This is a genomic window from Ruegeria sp. G7, from assembly GCF_056535465.1.
The window spans coordinates 522,012-544,111 of the sequence record NZ_JBQFIL010000001.1; the positions used below are offsets into that span (position 1 = coordinate 522,012).

The following is a 22,100-nucleotide window of genomic DNA, read 5'->3' on the forward strand; positions in this document are numbered from 1 at the left end:
CAAACAGTCGCGCGCCATGGCATCGTGGCGCAGGATGACACGGGGCACAAGAACCCCAAGGGCCAAAGGCCCGACCTTTTTTCGAAACACGGTCAACAGGCAGCAAGAGCAGGCAGTGAGTGTCAGGTTTTCAGTGAAACGCCGTTTGGTGGCGGGGGTTGCAGCGTTTGTATTGGCGTTTGCTGCGGCTACCGCATTCGCACAGGGCACACGCGGCCCTGTCACGAATCTGCCGCTGCCGCGCTACGTCTCTATGAAAGCGGCTGAGGGCAACGTGCGCCGCGGCCCATCGCTGACCCATCGAATCGACTGGGTGTTCAAACGGCGTGGCATGCCGCTGCAGATCACGGCCGAGTACGGCAACTGGCGCAGGGTCCAGGACCGCGACGGCGCCGGGGGCTGGGTCCACTATGCATTGCTGTCCGGTGTGCGCACAGTCCTGATCGAATCCGACATGCTGCCGGTTTACGCCAACCCGGACCCCAATTCGCAAGTGAATGCACATTTCGAAACCGGGGTCGTGGCCCGCCTGGGCAGCTGCACCCTCGACTGGTGCCGCATTTCGGCGGGCGGATATCGCGGCTGGACCCTTAAAAGCAACCTTTGGGGGGTAGAACCAAGCGAGATCCGCGACTAGCTAGGCCTCAGCTTCTGCGCCACCCCGCTGGCCCAATTCCTGATCCAGAAGCAGAAGGTTCCAGCGGTTGTCACCCGCCGCTTTTGCCTTGTCCAGAATCGAAGATATCACATCTTCTTCCTCGACCTGTTCGGCCAGAAACCAGTTCAACATATTCTGAGTACTGAACTCTTTCTCATCCTGCGCCAAAGCAAACAGAGAATTGATCTGCCCACTCACTGTCTGTTCCTGCGCCAGTGCCTGTTCAAGCACATCAACGGCGGACAGGTAGTCCGCCTGTGGCTTGGCGATCCCATCAAGTTCAACCCGAGCGCCCAGCTTCACCATAAAGTCGAAGATCCGCATGGCATGCGTTTCCTCTTCGGCTGATTGCGCGCGAAACCAACTGGCAAAACCCGGTAAATCCTGCGCCTCAAAGTAGGCGGACATTGCCAGATAAGTATACGAGGCATGCAGCTCGTTGTTGATCTGACTGTTCAGCGCCTTGGCGACTCTTTCATTCAGTTTCATCGCTTGCTCCTTCGGACTGGATGGCGTTTGCATCAAAGATAGGGCGTCGGCGGCTTGGCCTCAACATAAGGCGCCAGATTTTTTCGCAAAAACATCATCTTAACCAAGTGTTTTCGCCATTGAGTATCACTCGCAGTTTCGCGCGGAAATCTGTTTTCGGCGATCAATATACCCGCTCGAAAGACACCCTGACCCGGAACCCCCGGAAACCAATTGTCCGCCGCAGGATCAAAGCGCATCGGCACAGGCGCTTGCGTAAAAGCAATTTCCGGGTCCATGCTAATTTTGTCCAAAAAAGCCCTTGAACCCTGAAACCAACAGTCGTAGATAGCCGCTCACCGTTGGGGTGTAGCCAAGTGGTAAGGCAGCGGTTTTTGGTACCGTGTATCGTAGGTTCGAATCCTACCACCCCAGCCATCTATCTAACGACAGATCAACGCTCTCGTACCGATCTCATGATTCGGCGGGAACTGTTCGCGATGTTCCTTGTTGGGCGTCCGCTGTGTCGCTGTGCTGGGAATAAAACGCTGTCTTGAGCGCAGCGTGCCGCGACAGGGCGAGCCAATCGACATTGAGGCGCAACCCGATTCCGATGCGCGTGAAGGTCGTTAGTTCGGATCGTACAGATAGCCGATTCCGCGGACCGTTCTTATGATCTCGGGTTTTTCGGGGTTGGCTTCGATCTTCCGCCGCAGTCTTGAAATCCGGATGTCTATGCTTCGGTCAAATGGATCCCAAGACCGGTCGTGTGCTTGCTCCAATAGTTGATCACGGTTCAGAACCCGCCCGCGATTGTCAGCAAAGACCTTGAGTAGCCTGTATTCCATCGCGGTCAACTGAATCTCTGACCCATCCGGTGCAAGCAATTTCGCCGCCTCGGTGTCTAGCGTGTATTGGCCGAAAACTGCGCAGCCACCGTCCGAGCTGACAGGTGCAACTGAGGCATTGAGCGCGCCACGCCGCAGCAACGCCTTGATCCTGGCCTCCAGCTCACGCAGATCGACCGGTTTACCCAGGTAGTCGTCAGCGCCCATTTCAAGGCCGATAATCCGATCAACGACGTCACCCGCCGCAGTCAGCATTATGATAGGCGTGGTGTTTTCCGGTCGAAGCGAGCGCAGGATCGAAAGGCCATCTTCTTTTGGCATATTGATGTCCATGACAATGACATCCACGTCGGTTGCCGAAACAATCGCCCGCAACTCCTCACCGCCGGACGCGGCCGAGACGGTGTGGCCGCGTTTGCTGAGATATTCCTGAAGCATTTCGCGGACATCAATCTCATCATCGCAGACCAGAACGTGGGTTTTGGTTTCATCCATCTTGTTGGTCCTTCTGATCGGCAAGCAGCTTTGCAACGAGTGTCCGAAGCTCTGACGGAGAGACAGGTTTTTCAAGGTAGGGCAGGCCGGATTCCTGCAACAGGCCCAGCGAGCTCTCTCCCATCGTGTCGCCGGTGATGTAAGCGGTTCGCGCCAGCATATGAGGAAAGCGGTCCCGCAGCGCTTCGTAGATCTTGCGGCCATCCACGCCCGGCATGTTCAGATCACTCAGCAGCACATCGTATCTGGTGGACTGCAAACGCATCAACGCGTCCTCTCCGGATGTGGCGAGATCGACCTGAAGCCCCTCTTTTCTCAGAATTTCGGCGTGCAACTCGCCCACTTCGACCTCATCATCCACTACCAGCGCCCTGTGTCTTGCGGGTTCGGGTACAGGTTGGCTGGCCTCTTCTGCTTGGTGATCTTCTTGCATGGCGGCGGGCAGGGTGATCCGGAAAAGGGTGCCGGCTCCTGCGCCCTGATCAAGGCGGATATGACCGCCATGCGACAGGATAATCCGGTGGCAAAACGCCAGGCCGATGCCCGTTCCATCGCCAACCTCTTTGGTGGTGAAGAACGGTTCAAAAATCCGGGGGGCAATGTTGCGGGGAATGCCCGGTCCATTGTCTTCGACCGTAAGTTCCACCATTGCGGTATCGGGATGGTCCTTGGCCGACAACACGATCCGATCGCCCACACCTGACGCGGTCATGGCCTGCTCTGCATTTATTATGAGGTTCAGGACGACCTGGGTCAGCTGATCGGCATCGCCCGCAATCGGCGGCAAATCCGCAGGCAGATTCTGTTCGATGCGGACTTCACCCGACGAACTGCCATAGCCTGCCACATCAGCGGCGGTCTCGATGAGGCTTGCAATATCGACCTGTTCGATTTTGCTAGGCTGCTGACGCGCCATCGCAAGAAATGTTTTGACGATCTTCGCGCACCGCTCTGCCGCCGTACCAATCTTTTCTATTCTGGCGGTTAAATCCGGGTCTGTTATTTCTTCTTTGAGCATAAGCGCATGCCCCACAACCACCGATAGCGGGTTGTTGAGCTCATGCGCCACGCCGGCAAGCAGCTCGCCGAGTGCCGACATCTTTTCGTTCTGGAAAACCAGCTCGCGTTGCTTTTCAAGCTCTGCTTCAACGGCCAACTCATCCGTAAGATCGCGCGTGTTCGACACGATGACCTCTTCGCCATTGAATTCGATCAAACGCGAAGAATCCGCACCCCAGAACTTGCGCCCGGTTGCGTCGATGAACTGCATCCGCCGATCCCTGAGCGCCCCGGCCTGTCGCAGGTCTTTCAGATAAAGCTCTCGATCCCCGGGATTGGCATAATATGACGTCGAACTATCGCGTTCACCAAACAAATCCTTGATCTCAGGCGTTGCAAAAAGCACCTCGCCGGTATCCGCGCGGGTCATGTTGATCGCGGCCGGATAGGCCTCCATGACCTGCCGGATCAGCGCGTCGGCTTCCTTCTGGACGGTCAGGTCAATGATGCTGGTGACAACAACCTCTTCACCCTTGTAGTCGATCAACTGCGAAGAAATTGACGCAGGGAAGGTTTTGCCCGAGGCGTTCACCAGATCCAGTTTGTAATCGTCAACGCGCCCGTCCGCCAGCAACAGCGTGACGAAATCCGCGCGCTCTTCAGGATTACGGTAATGTTCTTTTGCAGACTTGCAGGGGCCGAACAGTTGCAGCGCAGCGGGTGAGCGATACAGTATCTGGCCATCTCCGATCTGCGCCATAGTGACGACTGCCGCGCTGGCATCCAGAACCTTGCGGATCAGAAGATCGCCGTCACGCTCTTCGAACTCTGCCTGTTTGCGCTCTGTAATATCCTCGCGCGTGACGACAAAGCCGCCAAATTTCGTGGGGTGAACAGAAACAAGATATGTTCGCCCATCCGTTTCGGTCAGTTCATAGTCCTGAATGAACTCGATCCCGTTTTCCAGCCGGTCCGAGACCCATTGCTGCTCGTTTCCGATCGCGTCAGCATAGATGCCCCGGCGCGCTGTCTCGCGCATCAGAATTTCCCAGTCCAGCCCCGGCTGCAGCAAGTCCGAGACCCCCTTGTTCATTTCCGCATATCGCTGGTTGAACATGACAAGGCGACGGTCGTCGTCATAAAGGGCGAAGCCTTCCTTGAGGGATTCAATGGCATCGCGCAGAAGGTCCCTCGCCTTCTCGATTTCTTCCAGATCGTTCGCCATGTCCATCGTCATCCTGATTTTCTAAGATATCATTGTTTCAATGCCATTTCAAAATCGGCCAGTTGTGTTTCAATTGTTTCATCCGGCAGGCCCGCCCGCCGGTCGCGCCCGAATTCCTGATTTATTTCGAAACAGATAGCGCGCTGTGTGACCTGGTTCACAGAGCTACAACTGAAACACTCGGCCCCACTTTCAGAAATCACATTGAAACAATGAAAGGCCATTTATTGCCCATCACACATGCAATTGGGTAAGAACGATGACCATTTCATTTATGTCCTCTGAAACAAGCAACGCACCCATTGTCGCGTTGCATTCTTCCGCTTCAAACAGTGGCCAATGGGCCCAGCTGACTTCGGATCTGGATGGGCGCTTTGAGGTTCATGCCTTCGATCTGCCTGGCTATGGCGCTGCTCCGATGGCAGCTGATACCTCTCAGCAGGGTATGGCCGTTTCCGCGCTGCCGGTCATCCGCAAGATTGAAGCTTTCGGGTGCCCCGTGCATCTGGTCGGTCACTCGAATGGGGGCGGTGTCGCGATCAAGGTCGCGCTGATGCGCCCAGACCTTGTCAAAAGCCTGACGCTGTACGAGCCCGCGGCCTTTCATTTCCTTCAACACGGAAACGAACGCAGCCAAGAGCTGTTCCAGCAAATCCGCTTGGTGCGTGGTCTGTTGACCGCCGCCGCAGCTGACGGAGACGCCGCCGCCGGAATGCAGCACTTTCTGGACTTCTGGAACCACCGGGGCTTTTGGGACACCCTGCCTGCAGCAGCGAAAAACCGCTTTGCCGGTCTGATCACGTCCGTCATGTCCGATTTTGCCAATGGCTTTGCAGAGACATGGGCGTTGAAGGACCTCGCCGCAATCGAAGTGCCCGCGCTGGTTATGACAGGGCTGGAGTCCCCCGATATCGCGCAGCACGCTGCCGTGGCCATTGCCAAGGCGCTGCCGAATGCCCGGATCGCGCTGCTGCCGGAGCTTGGGCATATGGCGCCGGTTTTCCAGCCGGAGTGGATCAATGCGCGCATCCTTGAACACGTGGCCTGCGCAGAGCGGCCCGTTGCAACGATCAGTTGGCCACAGCAACACGCCGCCTGATCCCTTCCTTCTCACCGAAACCGCTGGCGTCAAACCGGCAAACACAAAAAAGGAACTGAAAACATGGGTATTCAATCATCAATCGCGTCATCGACCGACTTTGCCGCCATCAAGGCAAAACAGAATGCGGCCTGGGGGTCAGGGGATTACAGCAAGGTCGGCGTCACACTTCAGATCACCGGCGAAGAGCTTGCCGAAGCGATGGATATGGTTCCGGGCGCAAAGGTTCTGGATGTCGCGGCAGGCAACGGAAACGCCACTTTGGCATTCGCCCGACGGTTCTGCGATGTGACCTCGACAGACTACGTCGACACTTTGCTGCAGGCCAGCAGCCAACGCGCAAAAGCGGAAGGTCTGTTTGTGACCTACAAGGTTGCCGATGCCGAAAACCTGCCCTTCTCGGATAAATCCTACGATGCGGTGGTGTCCACTTTTGGCGTAATGTTCACACCCAACCAGCAACGCTCTGCAGCCGAGCTACAGCGCGTCGTGAAACCCGGTGGCAAGATCGGCATGGCGAACTGGACACCCGACAGCTTTATCGGGCTGCTTTTCAAGACCATTGGCAAACACGTTCCGCCGCCAACGGGCGTGAACTCGCCCGCCTTGTGGGGCAGCCGTGACTGGATCGAAGACGCTTTTGGCACGGCGTGTGAAGTAACCTCTTTCCGACGCAAGAACTTCATGTTCCGCTACCGGTCTGCAGACCATTTTGTCGAGTATTTCCGCACTTTTTACGGCCCCATGCAAAAGGCATTTGATGCATTGGATCCCGCAGGTCAGGCGGACCTGCACAGCGACATTATGACTTTGATCGAAAAATTCGATATATCCACAAATGGCGCCCTGTGCATCTCGTCCGAATATGCCGAGATCATTGCACAGCGTCGCTGACGCAATATCGTGGTGTTCAACGCGTTCTGGCAAACATGCCCGGATGCGTTGAACACCAGGCACCGCTGAACGGATGTGTTTTGTATTGGTTAGAAAGGACGTAACGATGGTTGAACGCACATTATACGAAAAGTATGGCGGGTTTTCCAAGATCAGCAAAATCGTGATCTCATTCTACGATACACTGCTGGACAATGATGAGGTCGGACCGTTCTTCGACGATGTGGACATGACGAAGATGGTCGATCACCAGACCAAGTTCATCGCGTCGCTGCTGGGTGGTCCTGCCTCTTACACGGACAATCAACTGCGCCAGTTGCATTCTCATCTGGAAATCACGAATGCCCATTTCGACGAACTGGAAACGGTGTTGCACGGGGCTTTGAAAAAACACGATGTCGCCGAAGAAGATATCGCGGCGGTGGTCGCGGAATTCGAGAAACGACGCCCCCTGATTGTTAGGTAGATCATGACCATCGAAGCCATCAATGAACAACTGCTGCGCGCGATTGGCGTCGGTGTTGCCCTTCTGGATCGCCGGACGCTGCGGTTCGGTTTTCGGAATGACACGTTTGACGAATGGTTCGGCAGCGATACCCAATCGGACGAGCTGCAGCAGCTTTTTCCTGATCTGGAAATCCGTGCCGTCGAGAATAGTTTGACCGAGACCGGTCGGCATACGTCTGAGATCAGCTTCAAAAAGAAACGCCGGACGCTGGTGATCGCGCTCGACTTTACGGTCGCGCATGACGACGTTCTGGTTCTTGTCTGCCAGAACATCACCCGCATCAAAGAGCTGGAATCCATGATCGATTCCTATTCGATGATGGTTGAACGGAACACGCGCGAACTGAAGCGTGAAAAAGAACAGGTCGAAAAGCTGCTGCTGAACCTTATGCCGCGCGCGGTCTACGAGGAATTCAAGACCTTCGGCGTGGTCACGCCGCAGCTTTATGATCCAGTGTCCGTTCTGATGCTGGATTTTGTCGGGTTCACCGACATGGTCGCCTCGCAGGATCCAAGCGTGACCGTCACCGAACTGAATGACATCTACAGCGCTTTTGACCGGATCGGCGAACAGTTCGGCTGTGAACGCATCAAGACCATCGGTGACGCGTATATTACCGTGGCAGGGCTTCCGGATCCGACCCCGGATCACGCCAAGGCGATTGCAAACACTGCCATACGTTTTGTGCGGTACCTCAACCGCCGGAACCTGAGCCACCCGCATCAATGGCGCTGCCGCATCGGTTTGGCGTCCGGGTCGGTCGTGGGGTCGGTCGTCGGAATCCAGAAATATGTCTACGATATATTCGGACCCGCCGTGAACCTTGCCTCACGGCTGCAGGAGTTTTCTGATCCGATGTCGATCACCGTACAAGACGAGGTGGCCCAAGTGCTCAAAGACCAGTTCGATCTGGAGGACCTGGGGCCAAAACTGATCCGCGGCTTCGGAGAGCATGATGTCTGGCGCCTGACCGACGCAAGCTGACCTGTCGCATACCCCGCCTGATCCTGACCGTCTTTGTCGCGGCGCAATGCGGTCTTGTTTCCGTCACACCCGTCACGAAAAGCATTGAAACCGCTGGTTTGCTTGCCAAAACGGCAAGCGGTGCGGGGGCAAAGGCCGCCCCCGCACCTGTCGTCGGTTACGTGTTGACCCACCAACGCTCAGCAACGCGGGCCCCGTCAAGCGAGCTTGCAGCGGAAAGCTTGCCATGCCCGACATCGGCATTCCGTGCCATCACATTGTTGGCGAAAAGCGGAACGACGGTGCCCCCTTCGTCGCGCAATATGATCTGCATATCGCGATACATCTCGCGGCGGAGTTCTTCGTTCAACTCTCCGCGTGCCTCAAGCAGCAGCGCGTTGAATTTCTCATGATCCCAGTTGGTATCGTTCCACGACGAGGTCGGGTGATAGCCGGTGGTGAACATGGTGTCTTCGGTGGCGTAGCCGCCCCAATAGACAGCCGAGAATGGTTTCTTAAGCCACACTTCGGACCAGTATCCGTCATTTGGCTCACGCACCACGTTGATTTTGATGCCCGCGTCCGCCGCACGCGCCTGATACAGCGTTGACGCATCCACCGCGCCGGCAAACGCCGCTTCGGCCGCCGACAGGTTGACCTCAAGCTCTGAAAGGCCGGACTTCTTGAGATAGTGTTTGGCCTTGTCGGGATCGTAGCTGTTTTGCTCGATATCCGATGCATGGTACCGATAGGATGGTCCGATCGGGTTGTCATTGCCGATGGTCCCGCGGCCTTGCAGAACCTTGTCCAGCAGCTCTTCACGGTCCAGCGCGTGTTTCAAAGCTTTCCGCACGTTAACATCGTCGAATGGCGCTTGCTTGGTCAGCATCGCGAAGGTGTAGTGCAGCGGGCCAGAAGTCTCTTCCACTGTGATACCTGCAATGCTCGCCAACCGATCCGCCGTCTTCAGCGCCACCTGATCGATCACCTGAACCGTTCCGGTCAACAAAGCGTTGGATCGCGCCGTCGAGTCCGCAATTGTGTACAGCTCGACGCGATCAGCATGGGCGCGATCCGGGTTCCAGTAGTTGGGGTTGCGGTTCAACGTCGCCGATGTGCCCGGCTTGTATTCTTCAAGAATATATCCGCCGGTACCGATCCCCGCGCGCCAATTGATGCTGCCATCCGGTTCGGCGGGCAGGATCATGAAGCCCGGCGTGTCCAGATTGAACGGGAAATCTGCATTGCCGCTTTCCAACACGAACCTGATCGTGTGATCATCCAGTTTGATGATCTCTTTCACCGGGTCAATCAGCGGCCGGACCGACGAAGTTGAATCCTCGCTGCGGTGATAGTTGAGCGAGGCAATCACGTCCTCGGCCTTGAAACTCTTGCCGTTGTGGAATTCGACGCCCTGACGCAGATTGAATGTCCATTCTTTCGCGTCGGCAGAGGCCTCCCAACTGGTCGCCAACGACCCGATCAGGTTCCCGTCCGCATCCACTTCGGTCAAAGTATCGCTGAACGCGCGGGTCAGAGCGGTCTGAAATCCGTTCTCCAGATGCGCCGGATCCACTGTATCCGTCGATGAGCCATGGCGCGACCCGATCTTGAGCGTCCCGCCTTTCTTGGGCGTTTCCTGTGCATGCGAGATACCCGGCCAAGCGCCAGCGCCGGCGGCCATGACCCCCGTGGCCAGGCTGTTTCGCAGGAAATGACGACGCGAAAGGTCTGAAGTCAAAGGACGGTACATTTTTTGCTCTCCTGTATCAGGCGGGTTCATTTACGTTATGATGGGCAACATGAATATCAGGCCGCCGTTCAGACCATGGATTGGCCTGCTCTAGCTGCGCCGCCAGACGGAACAGCGTGGCCTCGCCATTGATTGCGGCACTCAATTGAACGCCGATCGGCAGACCGGCCCGGGTCGTGTGCAAAGGCAGGCTCAACGCCGGTTGGCCCGAGATGCTGAAAATCGCACAAAAGGCATATAGGTCCATTTCGCGGTTCCAGAAGTCTGTCGAGGTGTCGCTGTAGACATGGCCGGAATACAGGCCCAGTTCAGGCGCCTGCTGGGTCACGGTCGGTGTCAGAAATACGTCGTACCGCGACATGAAGGCCCCCATCATCCGTGACAGGGCCGACAGCTCGGTCAACCGTTTTTTGAACGCCAGCGCGGACATCCTGCGACCTGCATCCAGCGTTGCAAGAGTTTGCGGCTCCAGCGTCTCAGGACCCAGCGGCAGGCCGGTCTGATCGCTGATCCGTTCGATCCCTTCGATCATACCCGGCAGGAACAGCTCGAAACACAGATCGCGCACATGCGGATAGTCCATCCGGGGGCACGCCTCTTCCACATCATGGCCCAGATCTTCCAGCAACTTCGCCGTCTTGCGCACGGCGGCGGCGCATTCGGGGTCCACGGCCGGACCGCCCGGCTGATCAATTGCAACAGCAATCCGCAGCTTACCAGGCGATTTCGACAGCTGCGACACAAAGCTGTGTTCAGGCGATTGCAACGGCACGTAGTCACCCGGCACCGGACCTGCGGTGACATCAAGGGCCGCAACGGTATCGCGCAAACTTCTTGAAACGACGTGCTGCGCACTGATCCAACTGCTGCCATCGGTCGATAGGGCACCGCCCAGCGGATTGCGCCCGCGCGACGGCTTCAAACCCACCAGCCCGCACCATGCCGCCGGAACCCGAATGGACCCCCCGCCATCGCTTGCATGCGCCATGGGCAAGACCCCCGCGGCCACAGCCGCAGCCGCACCACCACTTGATCCGCCGGTCGACAGATTGGTGTTCCAAGGATTGCGACAGGGACCATCCGACAGAGGTTCAGTCAGTCCATTGATCCCGAATTCTGAAGAAGCGGTAATCGCGATCGGTTTCAGACCGCTGGCTCTGAGGCGCGACGCAAAAGCCGAATCTTTGCGCACTTGATATCCAACCCCAATCCGACTTCCCATCGAGCTGGGAAGCCCCGCCCAACCATGATCGAGATTCTTCAACGCAAATGGTACGCCGTCAAAAGGGCCACTTGTACGGTGTTGCCCCGCCTCGGGACCGGGGATGATATGCGGCGCAAAATTCAGCGCCGGGTTCAGCCGCTCCAGGCCTTCGCGCGCGGCTTGCTGCACTTCTTGCGCCGAAACCTCACCACGAGCGATCAGATCAGCAAGCCCAATCGCGTCATAACCGCTATATTCTTCCAGCTGCATACCAGTTCCCAAACAGTTTATTTCCAATGACAGGCTAGCCGCTGTTCATTGGGGTGGCGATTTGTTGAGTTTAAACCCTGTTATGCGGTATTGCGCCATACCGCATAAAGTAGCATATAGATTGCAGCAGTTTGTTTATACCTAACAGGTGACCGGGGCCTGGCCATGAGTAACTTCGCAGAGAACCTGCGCCATATCTGTGGGTTTCACGAATCGACATCGCAGATCTGTCGCGCGATTGGGGTTAACCGGCAGCAGTTCAACAAGTATCTCAGCGGCGCCTCTGTTCCTTCGGCCTATAATCTGAACCGCATCTCCAAACATCTGCGCGTCGAGGCCAATGATCTGTTCCTTGAGCCTGCACAGTTCGCCGCCAAATACCAGAACTCGGATCACGAGCCGTTGCGGCAATTGCCAATGCAAGCCGACGCTCTGATCGCGCGCGCTTTCCCCGGCAATCCACGCCAGTTGCGCAAATACACGGGCTACTATCGCAGTTACTTTGTCTCGTCGGAATCCCCCGATAATGTGTTCTGCAGTCTTGTCCGTCTGAACGAACAAGACGGCTACGTGTTTTCTCGAACCATCGAACGCTCCCGACCGACAGCCAGAGGCAAACGCGTGATTTCGAAATATTCGGGTATGGTGACGTATCTTGAGCGATATCTGTTTATTTCCGAATTCGAAGTGCTGACACGGGATTCGGTCGTCGAAACGATCCTCTATGCGCCTTATCGCAACGAATTGAACCTGCTGACCGGGCTGACTTTCGGAACCACGGCAAGCCACAGGCGCATGCCATTCGCATCAAAAGCGGCCTGGAAATACCTGGGCAAGTCGATCGACATGAAACAGGAATTGAAGAAGTGCGGTAATCTGGACGTCCGTTCTCCGGCAGTGCCACCTGACGTCTTCAGCGCGCTTGATCTTGGCGCACAGTCGGCGCATCGCTTTATAACGATGTGATGCCCGGGGGCGCTCAGCCCAGCATTAGCGTGAACGGCCTTGCCACACGTCCTCTCACAAACAAGCCAGATAGCGGCACAACCTGTCAGCGCGCGATGCCTGGAGCGATGGATGAAATTGCGGGATTTGGTGGAGCCTAGGGGAGTCGAACCCCTGACCTCTTGCATGCCATGCAAGCGCTCTCCCAACTGAGCTAAGGCCCCATTCAGGTACCGCCGCAGCGGTGGACGGACGTTTATGAGACGTAGCAAACAAGTGCAAGACCTAAAAATCGAAACGCGCAAAAAGTTTCGGCCTGCGCCCCAAGGGGGGGGACGAGGCGGCAAGGGCCGCCTCGGGTCCTGTCAGTTCTCGTCTTCCGACGACATATCCTTGATGTCGTCCAGCGAGACGTTGTCGCCGTCGTCGTCATCGTCGTCCAACAGATCATCGTCCAGTTCGACATCGACATTGTCGTCATCGTCCAACACGATATCTTCGTCCGAGGACGCTTCGCGCGCTTTGACCGAGGCCGCGTCTTCCGCATCAGCAGCGATCATCCGGCTTTTGCCGGTTTCCAGTTCCACGACCTCACCCGTGTAGGGGCTGACGATCGGGTCCTTGTTCAGGTCGTAAAAGCGTTTGCCGGTGGTCGGGCAGACACGCTTTACGCCCCATTCTTCCTTGGGCATATCAAATCCCCTTGATATCAGGTGAATCTCAACAATGATTCAGGTCACCTGCCACATGCGGCAGGCACTGTCAAAGCCTTTGCGCGAAGGAGATCGGCCTATGGGGCGACACGCATTGCCGGGACGGCCTCCGGTGCCGCTGACATTGCGCAAATCGGCGCGCGCGGCGGATCAGTTTGCGGATTTCCCAATTGGACGGGCGGGTTACGCTGACCTACCCGACCGGTGTCGCCGAGGCCGAGGCGCTGAGTTTCGCGCAGCAGAAAGAGGATTGGATCAGGGGGCATCTGGACGATCGCCCAGAGACCCTGCTTGTGCAATTCGGGCAAACGATTCCGATTGAAGGTATAGAACGCCGAATCGTCCCTGCTGCGGGCAGACGGGTTCAGTTGAGCAGCGATGCGATTGCTGTTCCCAAAGGGGCCGAAGCGCGCCGTCTTGCACGTTTCCTGAAAGAGCTGGCCCGGGATCGGCTGAGCGGCGCCTGCGATGACTATGCGGCGATGCTTGGCCGCCCGTACAACACCCTGACCCTGCGCGATACGCGTTCGCGCTGGGGGTCCTGCACCTCTGCCGGGGGATTGATGTTCTCGTGGCGGCTGATCCTCGCACCGCCCGATGTGCTGCACTATGTGGCCGCGCATGAGGTGGCACATCTGGCCGAAATGAACCACTCGGCAGCCTTTTGGGCTCAGGTTGAGCGCATCTATGGATCATACAAAGCGCCACGGCGCTGGCTGCGCGAGCACGGAACGCAGCTGCACCGCTACCGGTTCGAGGCCAGCGGTTGACCTGCGCGGGATTTGTGATCACATAAGCCCATGTTGACCACACGCACCGCCGACTCGCACACTGCCACTCATGATCGCGTGTATCGCGCCCTTCGATCCCGCATCATGCATGGTGAAATCGCGCCCGGTCAGGCGCTGACCCTGCGCGGGATCGGCAAGGAATTCGGCGTCTCGATGACGCCCGCGCGTGAAGCCGTGCGGCGACTAGCGGCGGAAGGCGCGCTATCGCTATCCACCTCTGGGCGGGTCTCGACGCCCGAACTCAGCCGAGACCGGATCGAGGAACTGGCGGCGCTGCGGGCACTGCTTGAGGTCGAGCTGGCCAGCCGCGCCCTGCCCCGCGCCCATATGGCACTGATCGACCGGTTGCAAAGCATCAACATGAGCGTTGCCGAGATGGTCACGAAACGCGATGCGGTGGGCTATATCCGCGCCAATCTGGAGTTTCACCGCACTCTGTATCTAAGGGCACAAGCCCCGGCGATGTTGGCGATGGCAGAAACTGTCTGGTTGCAGCTGGGCCCGACGATGCGCGCGCTCTATGGCAAACTCAGGCGCACCGAGCCGCCGCACCATCACCGCCTGATTATCTCTGCCCTCAAGGCCGGGGATGAACCGGGCTTGCGGCTGGCGGTTCGTTCAGATGTGACGCAAGGCCTGCGCCTGCTTGTAACCTGAGCGGCATTTTGCCCATCTGCCAAGCCTGTTGATTTCGGGTATCGCGTCGCTGGTCTGCGCGACCCGGCTGGGGTAATCTGTTCGCAAATCACAACAAGAGCAGATTTCAACCATGATCAATCGTCGCACATTTTCCGCCGGGCTTGGGGCAAGCCTGCTGGCTGCCTGTTCTGGCGGCAGCACGCCAAGTTCCGCCCCCGCAAGCCGCATGCGTACCGTCCCGAACGCAGGGTATGATGCCTGGGTCGCCAGCTTCAAAAGTCGCGCCGGGTCTCAGGGCATTTCACAGTCTACGCTCAATCGGGCCTTTCAGGGCGCGGGCTATCTGCCTGGCGTGATCGAACGCGATCGCAATCAGGTCGAATTCAAACGCTCGCTCGAGGATTATCTGGCCATTGCCGCCTCGGATGAACGGATCAGCACCGGCAAGCAGATGATGGTGCGCCATGCGGGCACCCTGTCGCAGATCGAGGCGCGGTATGGCGTCGACAAAGAGGTGGTCGTTGCCGTCTGGGGGCTGGAAAGCCGGTACGGCGCGCGGCGCGGGGATGTTCCGGTGATCTCGGCCACATCGACGCTGGCCTATGACGGGCGGCGCGGGGCGTTTTTTGAAAAGCAACTGGTGGCGGCGCTGAAGATTATTCAGGAGGGTGACACGAGCCCTGCCAACATGACCGGCAGCTGGGCCGGTGCCATGGGGCATACGCAGTTCATCCCGACCTCGTATCTGGCCTATGCGGTGGATTTCACCGGCGACGGGCGGCGCGATATCTGGTCCGAGGATCCGGCGGATTCGCTGGCCTCAACAGCCGCCTATCTGGCCCGCGCCGGTTGGGTGCGCGGGCAACCTTGGGGGGGCGAGGCCGGTACGGTTTCCGGCACGCCGGTGGCTGTTCTGCAGCCGCAGACGCCCGGACCGCGCATCGCCGTGTTCCGCAATTTTCAGGTGATCAAGCGCTATAACAACTCAGACAGCTATGCGATTGGCGTGGGACACCTGTCTGACCGGATTGCCGGGGGGGCACCGTTTCGGGCTTCGTTCGGGCCAGATGAGAACGGGCTGACGCTGGAGGATCGCAAGGAGTTGCAACGCCGCCTGACCGCCGCCGGGTATGACACGCAGGGTGCGGACGGGGTGATCGGCAAGAAGTCCGAGGCCGCGATCAGCGGCTATCAGCGCGCCAATGGCATGGCCGTGACCGGCACGCCATCGGTTGAATTGCTGCGGCGTCTGGGCGGCTGACGGCTTAGGCCGCCAGACCCTTGGAACCGATATCGAGGAATTTCTGACGGCGGTCCTTGATCAGGGCCGCCGCATCCTTGCCGTCCAGCTCTTTCAGCATGGCGGCGATGGCTGCGCGTACCGATTCAACAGCGGCAGGGCGGTCACGATGGGCGCCGCCTTTGGGTTCGGTGATGATCCGGTCGCAGACACCCAGTTTATAGAGGTCCTGCGCGGTCAGACGCAGCGCCTCGGCGGCTTCACGCATCTTCTCGGCATCCTTCCACAGGATCGAGGCGCAGCCCTCGGGCGAGATCACAGAATAGACCGAATGTTCCAGCATCGCCACGCGGTTCGCGGTTGCGAATGCAACCGCACCGCCCGAGCCGCCTTCGCCGATGATCACCGACACCAGCGGCACGCCGATCTTCAGGCACATCTCGGTCGACCGTGCAATTGCTTCGGATTGGCCGCGTTCCTCGGCACCCTTGCCGGGATAGGCCCCGGCAGTGTCGATCAGGGTGATCACCGGCAGGCCAAAGCGCCCCGCCATCTCCATCAGGCGCACGGCCTTGCGATAGCCCTCGGGGCGGGCCATGCCGAAATTCCGTTCGATCCGCGATTTGGTGTCCGAACCCTTTTCATGACCGATCACCATCACCGGCTGGTCGTTGAACCGCGCCAGACCGCCGATCACCGCCAGATCGTCGGCAAAGTTCCGGTCCCCGGCCAGAGGCGTAAACTCGGTGAACAGCGCATCGACATAATCGTTGCAATGGGGGCGTTCGGGGTGGCGCGCCACCTGACATTTCCGCCAGGGGGTCAGATCGGCATAAAGCTCGTCCAGCAGCTTGGCGGCCTTGGCGTCCAGCGCGGCGGCCTCTTCGGCCACGTCCATCTCTTCATTGGCGCGGGCCAGCGCGCGCAATTCCTCGGCCTTGCCTTCGATCTCGGCCAGCGGTTTTTCGAAATCCAGATACTGGGTCATGACGCCTCTCAACGCGGAAGTTCCCTGCTATATGACTAAAGGTCGGCGCGGATGCAACTCGGCAAAGATCTTCGACGGGGGATAGGAGTGCAAACACTGCCAACGTCGCAAGAGGAAACCACAGCCAGGTAACGCGGAATGCGCTGCGAGCGGATCAAACGCGTGAAGGACCGACCACGCACCATTCAAGGCCCATAGGCCCGGGCAGGCTTTCAGGGCCACAGCACCGGATAGAGCGAAGCCAGCAACAGGGCGGCCATCGTCCAGTTAAACACCAACAACCGCCTCGGATTTGTTAAAAACCGAGCCATTTGCTGGCCAAGTACCGTCCAGACACTGACCGATGGCAAGTTCACCGCGCCAAATACAAGCGCCACGAAGACGATCGCCAACACGGTGTGACCCGGCGCATAAGCTGTGGTCGCCGTGAGCGCCATCGCCCACGCCTTGGGATTGACCCATTGAAAGGCTGCAGCTTGCAGAAACGTCATCGGAGTCCCGCGCTGCGCATCCGACTCGGCGGGGGCGGCATGGGCGATCTTCCAGGCAAGATACAGCAGGTACACAACCGAAGCGATCTTCAGCAATGTGAAGCTGAGCGGAAACCGGTTGAAAACCTGCACCAACCCGGCCCCGACCAACAGCACCATGAAGGTGAACCCCAGTCCGATTCCCAGCATATGAGGGATTGTCCTGCGGAACCCGAAATTCGCACCCGACGCCATCAGCATCAGGTTATTGGGTCCCGGCGTGATCGACGAGACAAATGCAAAAGTGATCAGCGCCAATAGGATCTCATAGGTCATACGGTGGATAATCCCGCAGCTTTGGCCAAATGAAATTGCGTATTAGTGCGTTAACCGGATAAACTCGCAATAAATGGCGAAAATAGATGACATAAACAGCCGGATATTGCGCGAACTCTCTCATGACGGGCGCATCAGCAATCTCGACCTTGCCGAGCGTATCGGGCTGTCTCCATCCGCGTGCCTGCGCCGGGTGCAAGAGCTGGAGCGTGCGGGCGTGATCGCCGGTTACCGCGCGGTCCTGGATCCCGCGGCGCTGGGGATCGGCTTTGTGGCCTATATCGGGGTTGGTCTGGGAGAGCATACCAAAGCCGCACAGGAGGGTTTTGAGAAGGCATTGCAAAGCGCGCCGGAAGTGGTGGAATGCCACAACATCACTGGCACAATTGAATACCTGCTGCGCGTGGAATGCGCCGATCTGCCCTCGTATAAAACCTTCCATACCGAGGTGCTGGGGACCCTGCCGCATGTCACGTCTATCACATCCTATGTCGTGATGGGTTCGCCCAAGGACATGCGGGCATGACGCCTGAATTGTGATCTTTAACTGTCTTGCAGGGCTAAAACTCACATCATAGTGTCATCTAAAAGGCCTGCCGACGAAGTTCAAACGCGCGAAGGCCAAACACTGGGAGGAAACCATGACACTTGTTCGAGTCGGAGCGCTTGCCGCTGCGATCGCATTGATCGCCGGCGCGGCTTTGTCGGAGCCGCTGAAATTGAAACCCGCGAGTCCGCAACCCAGCCCCAAGGCAGGGCTGAACGTGAAATACGCATGGGCCGGTGCCCCGCCTGCGGGGATCAACAGTATCTCTGCAGCAAAAACGCTGCTTCAGGACGGTTCGGAAGCCGGAAAGCCGCTAAAGGGGCTGGATTATCGGGATACTGACGAAGGTGACCCGGTCCTGACCCATACCGAGCATTATAACGTCGCCGCCGATATCTCTGGCTACATCAAATTTGATGCGCCTGGAGTATATGAGCTTGAAACCTGGTCTAACGACGGCATTGAAGCATATATCGGGGGTCAACTGGTCGGAAAAGTGATCGGTCGTCAACCCTGCAATGCCAACCAGCGAACTGAGGTCGAAGTCCCCCAGGCTGGCTGGTATGAGCTCAAGATTTTCTATTATCAGAAGTACGCGACGTCGTGTTTGATGATGAAATGGGGCAAGAGCGGCGAGAAACTGTCCTGGACGCCAGACAATGCCTTTGGTCGCTGAGGCTGGATCATAATCCAAAAGAGGCGCCCTTTCGGGCGCCGCTCTGTGCTCAGCCTCCGGCTGCGATCAGTTCTGCCTGCGCCACAATCACTTCGGCCTGTTTGATCGAAGCGATGTCGACCAGACGGCCTTTGTAGACGGTCGCGCCTTCGCCATTGGCTTTGGCCTGCTCCATCGCGGCAAGAATTTCGCGGGCTTCCGAAACTGCCTCGTCCGACGGGGTGAATACTTGATTGGCCAAAGCAATCTGTTTCGGATGAATCGCCCATTTGCCAACCATGCCCAACGTGGCCGAGCGTTTGGCCTGTGCGATATAGCCCTCATCATCCGAGAAATCGCCGAACGGCCCGTCCACCGGCAACACGCCATGGGTCCGACAAGCTGCGACGATGGCAGCCTGCGCCCAATGCCACGGGTCAGACCAGTGCTTCTGTCCCTCGCGCAGCATGTAGTAGTTTTCCTGCGTTCCACCGATGCCCGTTGTCTGCATCCCCATGGACGCGGCGAAGTCGGCGGCGCCCAAGCTCATGGCCTGCAGACGCGGTGAAGAGGCGGCAATCTCCTCGACATGCGCCAGACCTGCTGCGGATTCGATGATGACTTCGAATGAGATCGGCTTGCTCCGGCCCTTGGCCCGTTCGATCGCCGTCACCAGCGCATCGACCGCATAGACATCCGCAGCACAGCCCACTTTGGGAATCATGATCTGATCCAGCCGGTCGCCCGCCTGTTCCAGTACATCGACCACATCACGGTACCAATACGGCGTATCCAGCCCGTTGATACGGACTGACATGTATTTGCTGCCCCAATCCACGGTGTTCAGCGCCTCGATGACGTTGGCGCGAGCGGTATCCTTGTCCGAGGGCGCGACCGAGTCTTCAAGATCGAGGTTGATCACATCCGCCGCCGATGCTGCCATCTTGGGAAACAGTTTGGTGTTCGAGCCCGGCCCGAACAGCTGGCAACGGTTGGGCCGCGCCGGAGCGGCAGGTTGGATACGGAAACTCATCTGGACCTCGCGTGAGTAATGAAATTACGTTTGTTCTTGGTGATGAGATATTAAATTGCGCGGACGCACGCAAGCGCGATTGTGCAGCTGCGGCAATGCGTGTGCAGCACAGAAAATCAGGAGCTCGCAAATGGTGCTCAAAGATTGATCAGTTTGAAAACTTCGAAGATCGTCCCGGATTCTTTGCCCATCACGCAAAATATTTGCGCTAAGGATTGAGTTGCGGAAAGAGTTTGAGAAAAGCTCGTCAAATCGGTTCTCTAGTTTGGAGCGGAAGCAAAGGAGCGCTGCGCGATGATCGAAACACCTTACCTGTTGTTTTTGGGGGATGCGCCTGACCAATTGGCTGCCAAGGTTGCGGTGGGCATCAAGGATTGGCGGCCCGAGAACGCCGTCGGCCAGTACCGCATGGACGGCTGCAAAGCTGATCTTGGCCTGACAGACATGGACCTTGTCGAAGCGCGCGAAGCCGGGGCCAAGACCTTGGTGATTGGCGTGGCCAACCGGGGCGGCGTGATCAGCCAGGAGTGGAAGAAGGTTCTGGTCATGGCGCTGGAAGAGGGCTTTGATCTGGCCTCGGGCCTGCACAACCTGCTGCGTGATGAACCCGATCTGGTCGCCGTGGCCGAGGCCACCGGGCGCAAGCTGCATGATGTGCGGGTCCCCGAGGTCGATTATCCAATTGCCAATGGTGTCAAACGGACCGGTAAGCGGTGTCTTGCGGTGGGGACGGATTGCTCGGTTGGTAAGATGTACACCGCGATGGCGATGGATGCCGAGATGCGTAAGCGCGGCATGAAATCCACCTTCCGGGCCACCGGTCAGACCGGTATTCTGATCACCGGCGACGGGGTGCCCCTGGATGCCGTCGTCGCGGATTTCATGGCCGGCTCGGTCGAATGGCTGACCCCGGACAATGACGACGATCACTGGGACCTGATCGAGGGTCAGGGGTCACTGTTTCACGTCTCTTATTCGGGGGTAACCATGGCGCTGATCCATGGCGGGCAGCCCGACGCATTGATCCTGTCGCATGAGCCCACGCGCACGCATATGCGGGGTTTGCCCGGATATCAGCAGCCCTCGCTGGAGGCCTTGCGCGATATGGCACTGACATTGGCGCGGGTCGCCAATCCGGATTGTCAGGTTGTGGGCGTGTCGGTGAATACCCAGCATATGAGCGAAGAAGACGCTGTGGCATATCTGGCGCAGATCGAGACCGATATGGGCCTGCCTGCAACCGATCCGTTCCGCTTTGGCTCGGGCAAGCTGGTCGACGCGCTGGCTGCGATATGATTTGAACGGTCTGTGCGGGGGGAGATTTTTCGTCGAAAAATCTCTGCCTCCGGCGGGAGTATTTGGGAAAAGATGAAGGAGCGGGCGCGTGCAGGTTGAAGTCTCTCGTGATGTGTTTCGGCTGGCGCAGGTGTTCACCATCTCGCGCGGGTCCCGGACCGAGGCGCAGGTACTGACCGTACGGATCACCGACGGGGCGCATCAGGGATGGGGCGAATGCGTGCCATATGCGCGTTACGATGAGACCTTAGCCTCGGTTGAGGCCGAGATTGCAGCTCTGCCCGAGGTGTTTTCGCGCCAATCGCTGATGGACCTGTTGCCTGCCGGTGCCGCGCGCAATGCGGTGGATTGTGCGTTGTGGGATCTTGAGGCGAAGCGGTCGGGCAAGCGGGTGTGGAATCTGGCCGGGCTGCCGGTGCCGGGGCCTGAGATCACGGCCTATACCCTGTCGTTGGACACGCCCGAGGCAATGCAGGCGCAGGCGGCGCAGAACGCGCATCGGCCTCTGCTGAAGATCAAGCTGGGCACGCCCGATGACATGCCGCGGCTTGAAGCCGTGCGCGCGGGGGCCCCGAATGCCCGGATCATCGTGGACGCCAACGAAGGCTGGAGCGCCGAGGTTTATGCCGACCTCGCCCCGCATCTGGTGCGGTTGGGCGTGGCGCTGGTCGAACAGCCGCTGCCTGCCGGAGATGATGACGCCCTGATCGGGATGGAGCGGCCTGTGCCTGTCTGTGCGGACGAATCCTGTCATGACCGGTCCAGCCTGCCCGCCTTGAAGGGCAAATATGATGTGGTCAACATCAAGCTGGACAAAACCGGGGGCCTGACCGAAGCGCTGGAGTTGCGCAGCGCCGCGCTGGCCGAGGGGTATCGGGTGATGGTCGGATGCATGGTCGGAAGCTCTCTGGCGATGGCTCCGGCGACGCTGTTGGCGCAGGGGGCGATGGTAACGGACCTTGACGGGCCGCTTCTTCTGGCCGAAGACCGTGCCAACCCGCTTATATTTGATGACGCCGGAGTACACCCGCCCAAAGCGGTGCTCTGGGGCTGAGGAGACACG

At 58.4% G+C, this 22,100-nt stretch carries 23 protein-coding genes, 2 tRNA genes and 1 pseudogene; 15 read left to right on the forward strand and 11 right to left on the reverse strand.

Annotated elements, in window-relative coordinates; genetic code table 11:
• Window positions 1-34 precede the first annotated feature (34 nt).
• Window positions 35-637, forward strand: coding sequence for an SH3 domain-containing protein (locus ACR3EN_RS02555; RefSeq protein ID WP_480843248.1), 603 nt, complete (start codon window positions 35-37; stop codon window positions 635-637).
• On the opposite strand, the gene ACR3EN_RS02560 is transcribed toward ACR3EN_RS02555, so the two are convergent.
• Complete coding sequence (locus ACR3EN_RS02560; protein ID WP_480819184.1) at window positions 638-1,147, reverse strand: ferritin; 510 nt, start codon at window positions 1,145-1,147, stop codon at window positions 638-640.
• 32 nt (window positions 1,148-1,179) lie between these two features.
• Complete coding sequence (locus ACR3EN_RS02565; RefSeq protein WP_480819183.1) at window positions 1,180-1,425, reverse strand: hypothetical protein; 246 nt, start codon at window positions 1,423-1,425, stop codon at window positions 1,180-1,182.
• Between the two features lie 64 nt (window positions 1,426-1,489).
• On the opposite strand from ACR3EN_RS02565, the gene ACR3EN_RS02570 reads away from it, so the two are divergent.
• Window positions 1,490-1,564, forward strand: a tRNA-Gln gene (locus tag ACR3EN_RS02570).
• A 191-nt stretch (window positions 1,565-1,755) separates the two neighbouring features.
• Here ACR3EN_RS02570 and ACR3EN_RS02575 read toward each other — a convergent pair.
• Together ACR3EN_RS02575 and ACR3EN_RS02580 are read right to left on the reverse strand one after the other, a co-directional pair.
• Entirely contained in the window at window positions 1,756-2,469 is a 714-nt protein-coding gene (locus ACR3EN_RS02575; RefSeq protein ID WP_480819182.1) for a response regulator, read from the reverse strand.
• A complete protein-coding gene (locus tag ACR3EN_RS02580; protein WP_480843246.1) occupies window positions 2,462-4,699 on the reverse strand; it encodes a hybrid sensor histidine kinase/response regulator in 2,238 nt (745 codons plus the stop codon). The genes ACR3EN_RS02575 and ACR3EN_RS02580 overlap by 8 nt, the downstream gene beginning before the upstream one ends.
• A 253-nt stretch (window positions 4,700-4,952) precedes the next feature.
• Between ACR3EN_RS02580 and ACR3EN_RS02585 the strand changes: the two genes are divergently transcribed.
• The 4 genes from ACR3EN_RS02585 to ACR3EN_RS02600 all read left to right on the forward strand — a co-directional run bounded on the left by ACR3EN_RS02585 (window position 4,953) and on the right by ACR3EN_RS02600 (window position 8,178).
• Entirely contained in the window at window positions 4,953-5,792 is an 840-nt protein-coding gene (locus tag ACR3EN_RS02585; protein ID WP_480819180.1) for an alpha/beta fold hydrolase, read from the forward strand.
• A 63-nt stretch (window positions 5,793-5,855) separates the two neighbouring features.
• A complete protein-coding gene (locus tag ACR3EN_RS02590; RefSeq protein WP_480819179.1) occupies window positions 5,856-6,686 on the forward strand; it encodes a class I SAM-dependent methyltransferase in 831 nt (276 codons plus the stop codon).
• Window positions 6,687-6,792: 106 nt separating this feature from the next.
• The gene (locus tag ACR3EN_RS02595) at window positions 6,793-7,152 is read left to right on the forward strand and encodes a group I truncated hemoglobin (RefSeq protein WP_480819178.1); all 360 of its coding nucleotides are present in this window, start codon (window positions 6,793-6,795) and stop codon (window positions 7,150-7,152) included.
• A gap of 3 nt (window positions 7,153-7,155) precedes the next feature.
• Entirely contained in the window at window positions 7,156-8,178 is a 1,023-nt protein-coding gene (locus ACR3EN_RS02600; RefSeq protein WP_480819177.1) for an adenylate/guanylate cyclase domain-containing protein, read from the forward strand.
• A gap of 157 nt (window positions 8,179-8,335) precedes the next feature.
• Here the strand turns inward: ACR3EN_RS02600 and ACR3EN_RS02605 are convergent, their stop codons facing one another.
• Together ACR3EN_RS02605 and ACR3EN_RS02610 are read right to left on the reverse strand one after the other, a co-directional pair.
• Window positions 8,336-9,910 carry an ABC transporter substrate-binding protein gene (locus ACR3EN_RS02605; protein ID WP_480819176.1) on the reverse strand — a complete coding sequence of 525 codons (1,575 nt, stop codon included), beginning with the start codon at window positions 9,908-9,910 and terminating at the stop codon, window positions 8,336-8,338.
• Window positions 9,911-9,926: 16 nt separating this feature from the next.
• On the reverse strand, window positions 9,927-11,384 hold the full coding sequence (locus tag ACR3EN_RS02610; protein WP_480819175.1) for an amidase: 1,458 nt from the start codon (window positions 11,382-11,384) through the stop codon (window positions 9,927-9,929).
• Window positions 11,385-11,549: 165 nt separating this feature from the next.
• Here ACR3EN_RS02610 and ACR3EN_RS02615 point away from each other — a divergent pair, with 165 nt between their 5' ends.
• Window positions 11,550-12,350 carry a helix-turn-helix domain-containing protein gene (locus tag ACR3EN_RS02615; protein ID WP_480819174.1) on the forward strand — a complete coding sequence of 267 codons (801 nt, stop codon included), beginning with the start codon at window positions 11,550-11,552 and terminating at the stop codon, window positions 12,348-12,350.
• A gap of 127 nt (window positions 12,351-12,477) precedes the next feature.
• Here ACR3EN_RS02615 and ACR3EN_RS02620 read toward each other — a convergent pair.
• Both ACR3EN_RS02620 and ACR3EN_RS02625 read right to left on the reverse strand, forming a co-directional pair.
• A tRNA-Ala gene (locus ACR3EN_RS02620) sits at window positions 12,478-12,553 on the reverse strand.
• Between the two features lie 141 nt (window positions 12,554-12,694).
• Window positions 12,695-13,021 (reverse strand): TIGR02300 family protein, encoded by a 327-nt coding sequence (locus tag ACR3EN_RS02625; RefSeq protein WP_480532768.1) that lies wholly within the window; start codon window positions 13,019-13,021, stop codon window positions 12,695-12,697.
• Between the two features lie 55 nt (window positions 13,022-13,076).
• Between ACR3EN_RS02625 and ACR3EN_RS02630 the strand changes: the two are divergent.
• The 3 genes and pseudogenes from ACR3EN_RS02630 (at window position 13,077) to ACR3EN_RS02640 (ending at window position 15,733) form a co-directional block, all read left to right on the forward strand.
• A pseudogene (locus ACR3EN_RS02630) lies at window positions 13,077-13,812 on the forward strand (M48 family metallopeptidase).
• A gap of 30 nt (window positions 13,813-13,842) precedes the next feature.
• Window positions 13,843-14,490 carry a GntR family transcriptional regulator gene (locus tag ACR3EN_RS02635; protein ID WP_480819172.1) on the forward strand — a complete coding sequence of 216 codons (648 nt, stop codon included), beginning with the start codon at window positions 13,843-13,845 and terminating at the stop codon, window positions 14,488-14,490.
• Window positions 14,491-14,602: 112 nt separating this feature from the next.
• Complete coding sequence (locus ACR3EN_RS02640; protein WP_480870323.1) at window positions 14,603-15,733, forward strand: lytic murein transglycosylase; 1,131 nt, start codon at window positions 14,603-14,605, stop codon at window positions 15,731-15,733.
• A 4-nt stretch (window positions 15,734-15,737) separates the two neighbouring features.
• Here the strand turns inward: ACR3EN_RS02640 and ACR3EN_RS02645 are convergent, their stop codons facing one another.
• A complete protein-coding gene (locus tag ACR3EN_RS02645; protein ID WP_480819170.1) occupies window positions 15,738-16,700 on the reverse strand; it encodes an acetyl-CoA carboxylase carboxyltransferase subunit alpha in 963 nt (320 codons plus the stop codon).
• A 212-nt stretch (window positions 16,701-16,912) separates the two neighbouring features.
• A complete protein-coding gene (locus ACR3EN_RS02650) occupies window positions 16,913-17,506 on the reverse strand; it encodes a LysE family translocator (protein ID WP_480819169.1) in 594 nt (197 codons plus the stop codon).
• 73 nt (window positions 17,507-17,579) lie between these two features.
• On the opposite strand from ACR3EN_RS02650, the gene ACR3EN_RS02655 reads away from it, so the two are divergent.
• Together ACR3EN_RS02655 and ACR3EN_RS02660 are read left to right on the forward strand one after the other, a co-directional pair.
• Window positions 17,580-18,032 carry an Lrp/AsnC family transcriptional regulator gene (locus ACR3EN_RS02655; RefSeq protein ID WP_480819168.1) on the forward strand — a complete coding sequence of 151 codons (453 nt, stop codon included), beginning with the start codon at window positions 17,580-17,582 and terminating at the stop codon, window positions 18,030-18,032.
• A 115-nt stretch (window positions 18,033-18,147) separates the two neighbouring features.
• Window positions 18,148-18,729, forward strand: coding sequence for a PA14 domain-containing protein (locus ACR3EN_RS02660; protein ID WP_480819167.1), 582 nt, complete (start codon window positions 18,148-18,150; stop codon window positions 18,727-18,729).
• Between the two features lie 49 nt (window positions 18,730-18,778).
• Here ACR3EN_RS02660 and ACR3EN_RS02665 read toward each other — a convergent pair whose 3' ends face one another.
• On the reverse strand, window positions 18,779-19,741 hold the full coding sequence (locus tag ACR3EN_RS02665; RefSeq protein WP_480819166.1) for an L-malyl-CoA/beta-methylmalyl-CoA lyase: 963 nt from the start codon (window positions 19,739-19,741) through the stop codon (window positions 18,779-18,781).
• A gap of 11 nt (window positions 19,742-19,752) precedes the next feature.
• On the opposite strand from ACR3EN_RS02665, the gene ACR3EN_RS02670 reads away from it, so the two are divergent.
• The 3 genes from ACR3EN_RS02670 to dgcA all read left to right on the forward strand — a co-directional run bounded on the left by ACR3EN_RS02670 (window position 19,753) and on the right by dgcA (window position 22,091).
• A complete protein-coding gene (locus ACR3EN_RS02670) occupies window positions 19,753-19,953 on the forward strand; it encodes a hypothetical protein (protein ID WP_480819165.1) in 201 nt (66 codons plus the stop codon).
• Window positions 19,954-20,035: 82 nt separating this feature from the next.
• Complete coding sequence (dgcN, locus tag ACR3EN_RS02675) at window positions 20,036-21,037, forward strand: N-acetyltransferase DgcN (RefSeq protein ID WP_480819164.1); 1,002 nt, start codon at window positions 20,036-20,038, stop codon at window positions 21,035-21,037.
• Window positions 21,038-21,125: 88 nt separating this feature from the next.
• A complete protein-coding gene (gene dgcA, locus ACR3EN_RS02680) occupies window positions 21,126-22,091 on the forward strand; it encodes an N-acetyl-D-Glu racemase DgcA (protein WP_480819163.1) in 966 nt (321 codons plus the stop codon).
• Window positions 22,092-22,100: the final 9 nt, after the last annotated feature.

What these genes read in the sequence shown, in the direction of transcription:
- ACR3EN_RS02555 (WP_480843248.1), top strand. Translation starts at nt 35, where the DNA reads ATGACACGGGGCACAAGAACCCCAAGGGCCAAAGGCCCGACCTTTTTT.
- ACR3EN_RS02560 (WP_480819184.1), bottom strand. Translation starts at nt 1,147, where the DNA reads ATGAAACTGAATGAAAGAGTCGCCAAGGCGCTGAACAGTCAGATCAAC.
- ACR3EN_RS02565 (WP_480819183.1), bottom strand. Translation starts at nt 1,425, where the DNA reads ATGGACCCGGAAATTGCTTTTACGCAAGCGCCTGTGCCGATGCGCTTT.
- ACR3EN_RS02575 (WP_480819182.1), bottom strand. Translation starts at nt 2,469, where the DNA reads ATGGATGAAACCAAAACCCACGTTCTGGTCTGCGATGATGAGATTGAT.
- ACR3EN_RS02580 (WP_480843246.1), bottom strand. Translation starts at nt 4,699, where the DNA reads ATGGACATGGCGAACGATCTGGAAGAAATCGAGAAGGCGAGGGACCTT.
- ACR3EN_RS02585 (WP_480819180.1), top strand. Translation starts at nt 4,953, where the DNA reads ATGACCATTTCATTTATGTCCTCTGAAACAAGCAACGCACCCATTGTC.
- ACR3EN_RS02590 (WP_480819179.1), top strand. Translation starts at nt 5,856, where the DNA reads ATGGGTATTCAATCATCAATCGCGTCATCGACCGACTTTGCCGCCATC.
- ACR3EN_RS02595 (WP_480819178.1), top strand. Translation starts at nt 6,793, where the DNA reads ATGGTTGAACGCACATTATACGAAAAGTATGGCGGGTTTTCCAAGATC.
- ACR3EN_RS02600 (WP_480819177.1), top strand. Translation starts at nt 7,156, where the DNA reads ATGACCATCGAAGCCATCAATGAACAACTGCTGCGCGCGATTGGCGTC.
- ACR3EN_RS02605 (WP_480819176.1), bottom strand. Translation starts at nt 9,910, where the DNA reads ATGTACCGTCCTTTGACTTCAGACCTTTCGCGTCGTCATTTCCTGCGA.
- ACR3EN_RS02610 (WP_480819175.1), bottom strand. Translation starts at nt 11,384, where the DNA reads ATGCAGCTGGAAGAATATAGCGGTTATGACGCGATTGGGCTTGCTGAT.
- ACR3EN_RS02615 (WP_480819174.1), top strand. Translation starts at nt 11,550, where the DNA reads ATGAGTAACTTCGCAGAGAACCTGCGCCATATCTGTGGGTTTCACGAA.
- ACR3EN_RS02625 (WP_480532768.1), bottom strand. Translation starts at nt 13,021, where the DNA reads ATGCCCAAGGAAGAATGGGGCGTAAAGCGTGTCTGCCCGACCACCGGC.
- ACR3EN_RS02635 (WP_480819172.1), top strand. Translation starts at nt 13,843, where the DNA reads ATGTTGACCACACGCACCGCCGACTCGCACACTGCCACTCATGATCGC.
- ACR3EN_RS02640 (WP_480870323.1), top strand. Translation starts at nt 14,603, where the DNA reads ATGATCAATCGTCGCACATTTTCCGCCGGGCTTGGGGCAAGCCTGCTG.
- ACR3EN_RS02645 (WP_480819170.1), bottom strand. Translation starts at nt 16,700, where the DNA reads ATGACCCAGTATCTGGATTTCGAAAAACCGCTGGCCGAGATCGAAGGC.
- ACR3EN_RS02650 (WP_480819169.1), bottom strand. Translation starts at nt 17,506, where the DNA reads ATGACCTATGAGATCCTATTGGCGCTGATCACTTTTGCATTTGTCTCG.
- ACR3EN_RS02655 (WP_480819168.1), top strand. Translation starts at nt 17,580, where the DNA reads ATGGCGAAAATAGATGACATAAACAGCCGGATATTGCGCGAACTCTCT.
- ACR3EN_RS02660 (WP_480819167.1), top strand. Translation starts at nt 18,148, where the DNA reads ATGACACTTGTTCGAGTCGGAGCGCTTGCCGCTGCGATCGCATTGATC.
- ACR3EN_RS02665 (WP_480819166.1), bottom strand. Translation starts at nt 19,741, where the DNA reads ATGAGTTTCCGTATCCAACCTGCCGCTCCGGCGCGGCCCAACCGTTGC.
- dgcN (WP_480819164.1), top strand. Translation starts at nt 20,036, where the DNA reads ATGATCGAAACACCTTACCTGTTGTTTTTGGGGGATGCGCCTGACCAA.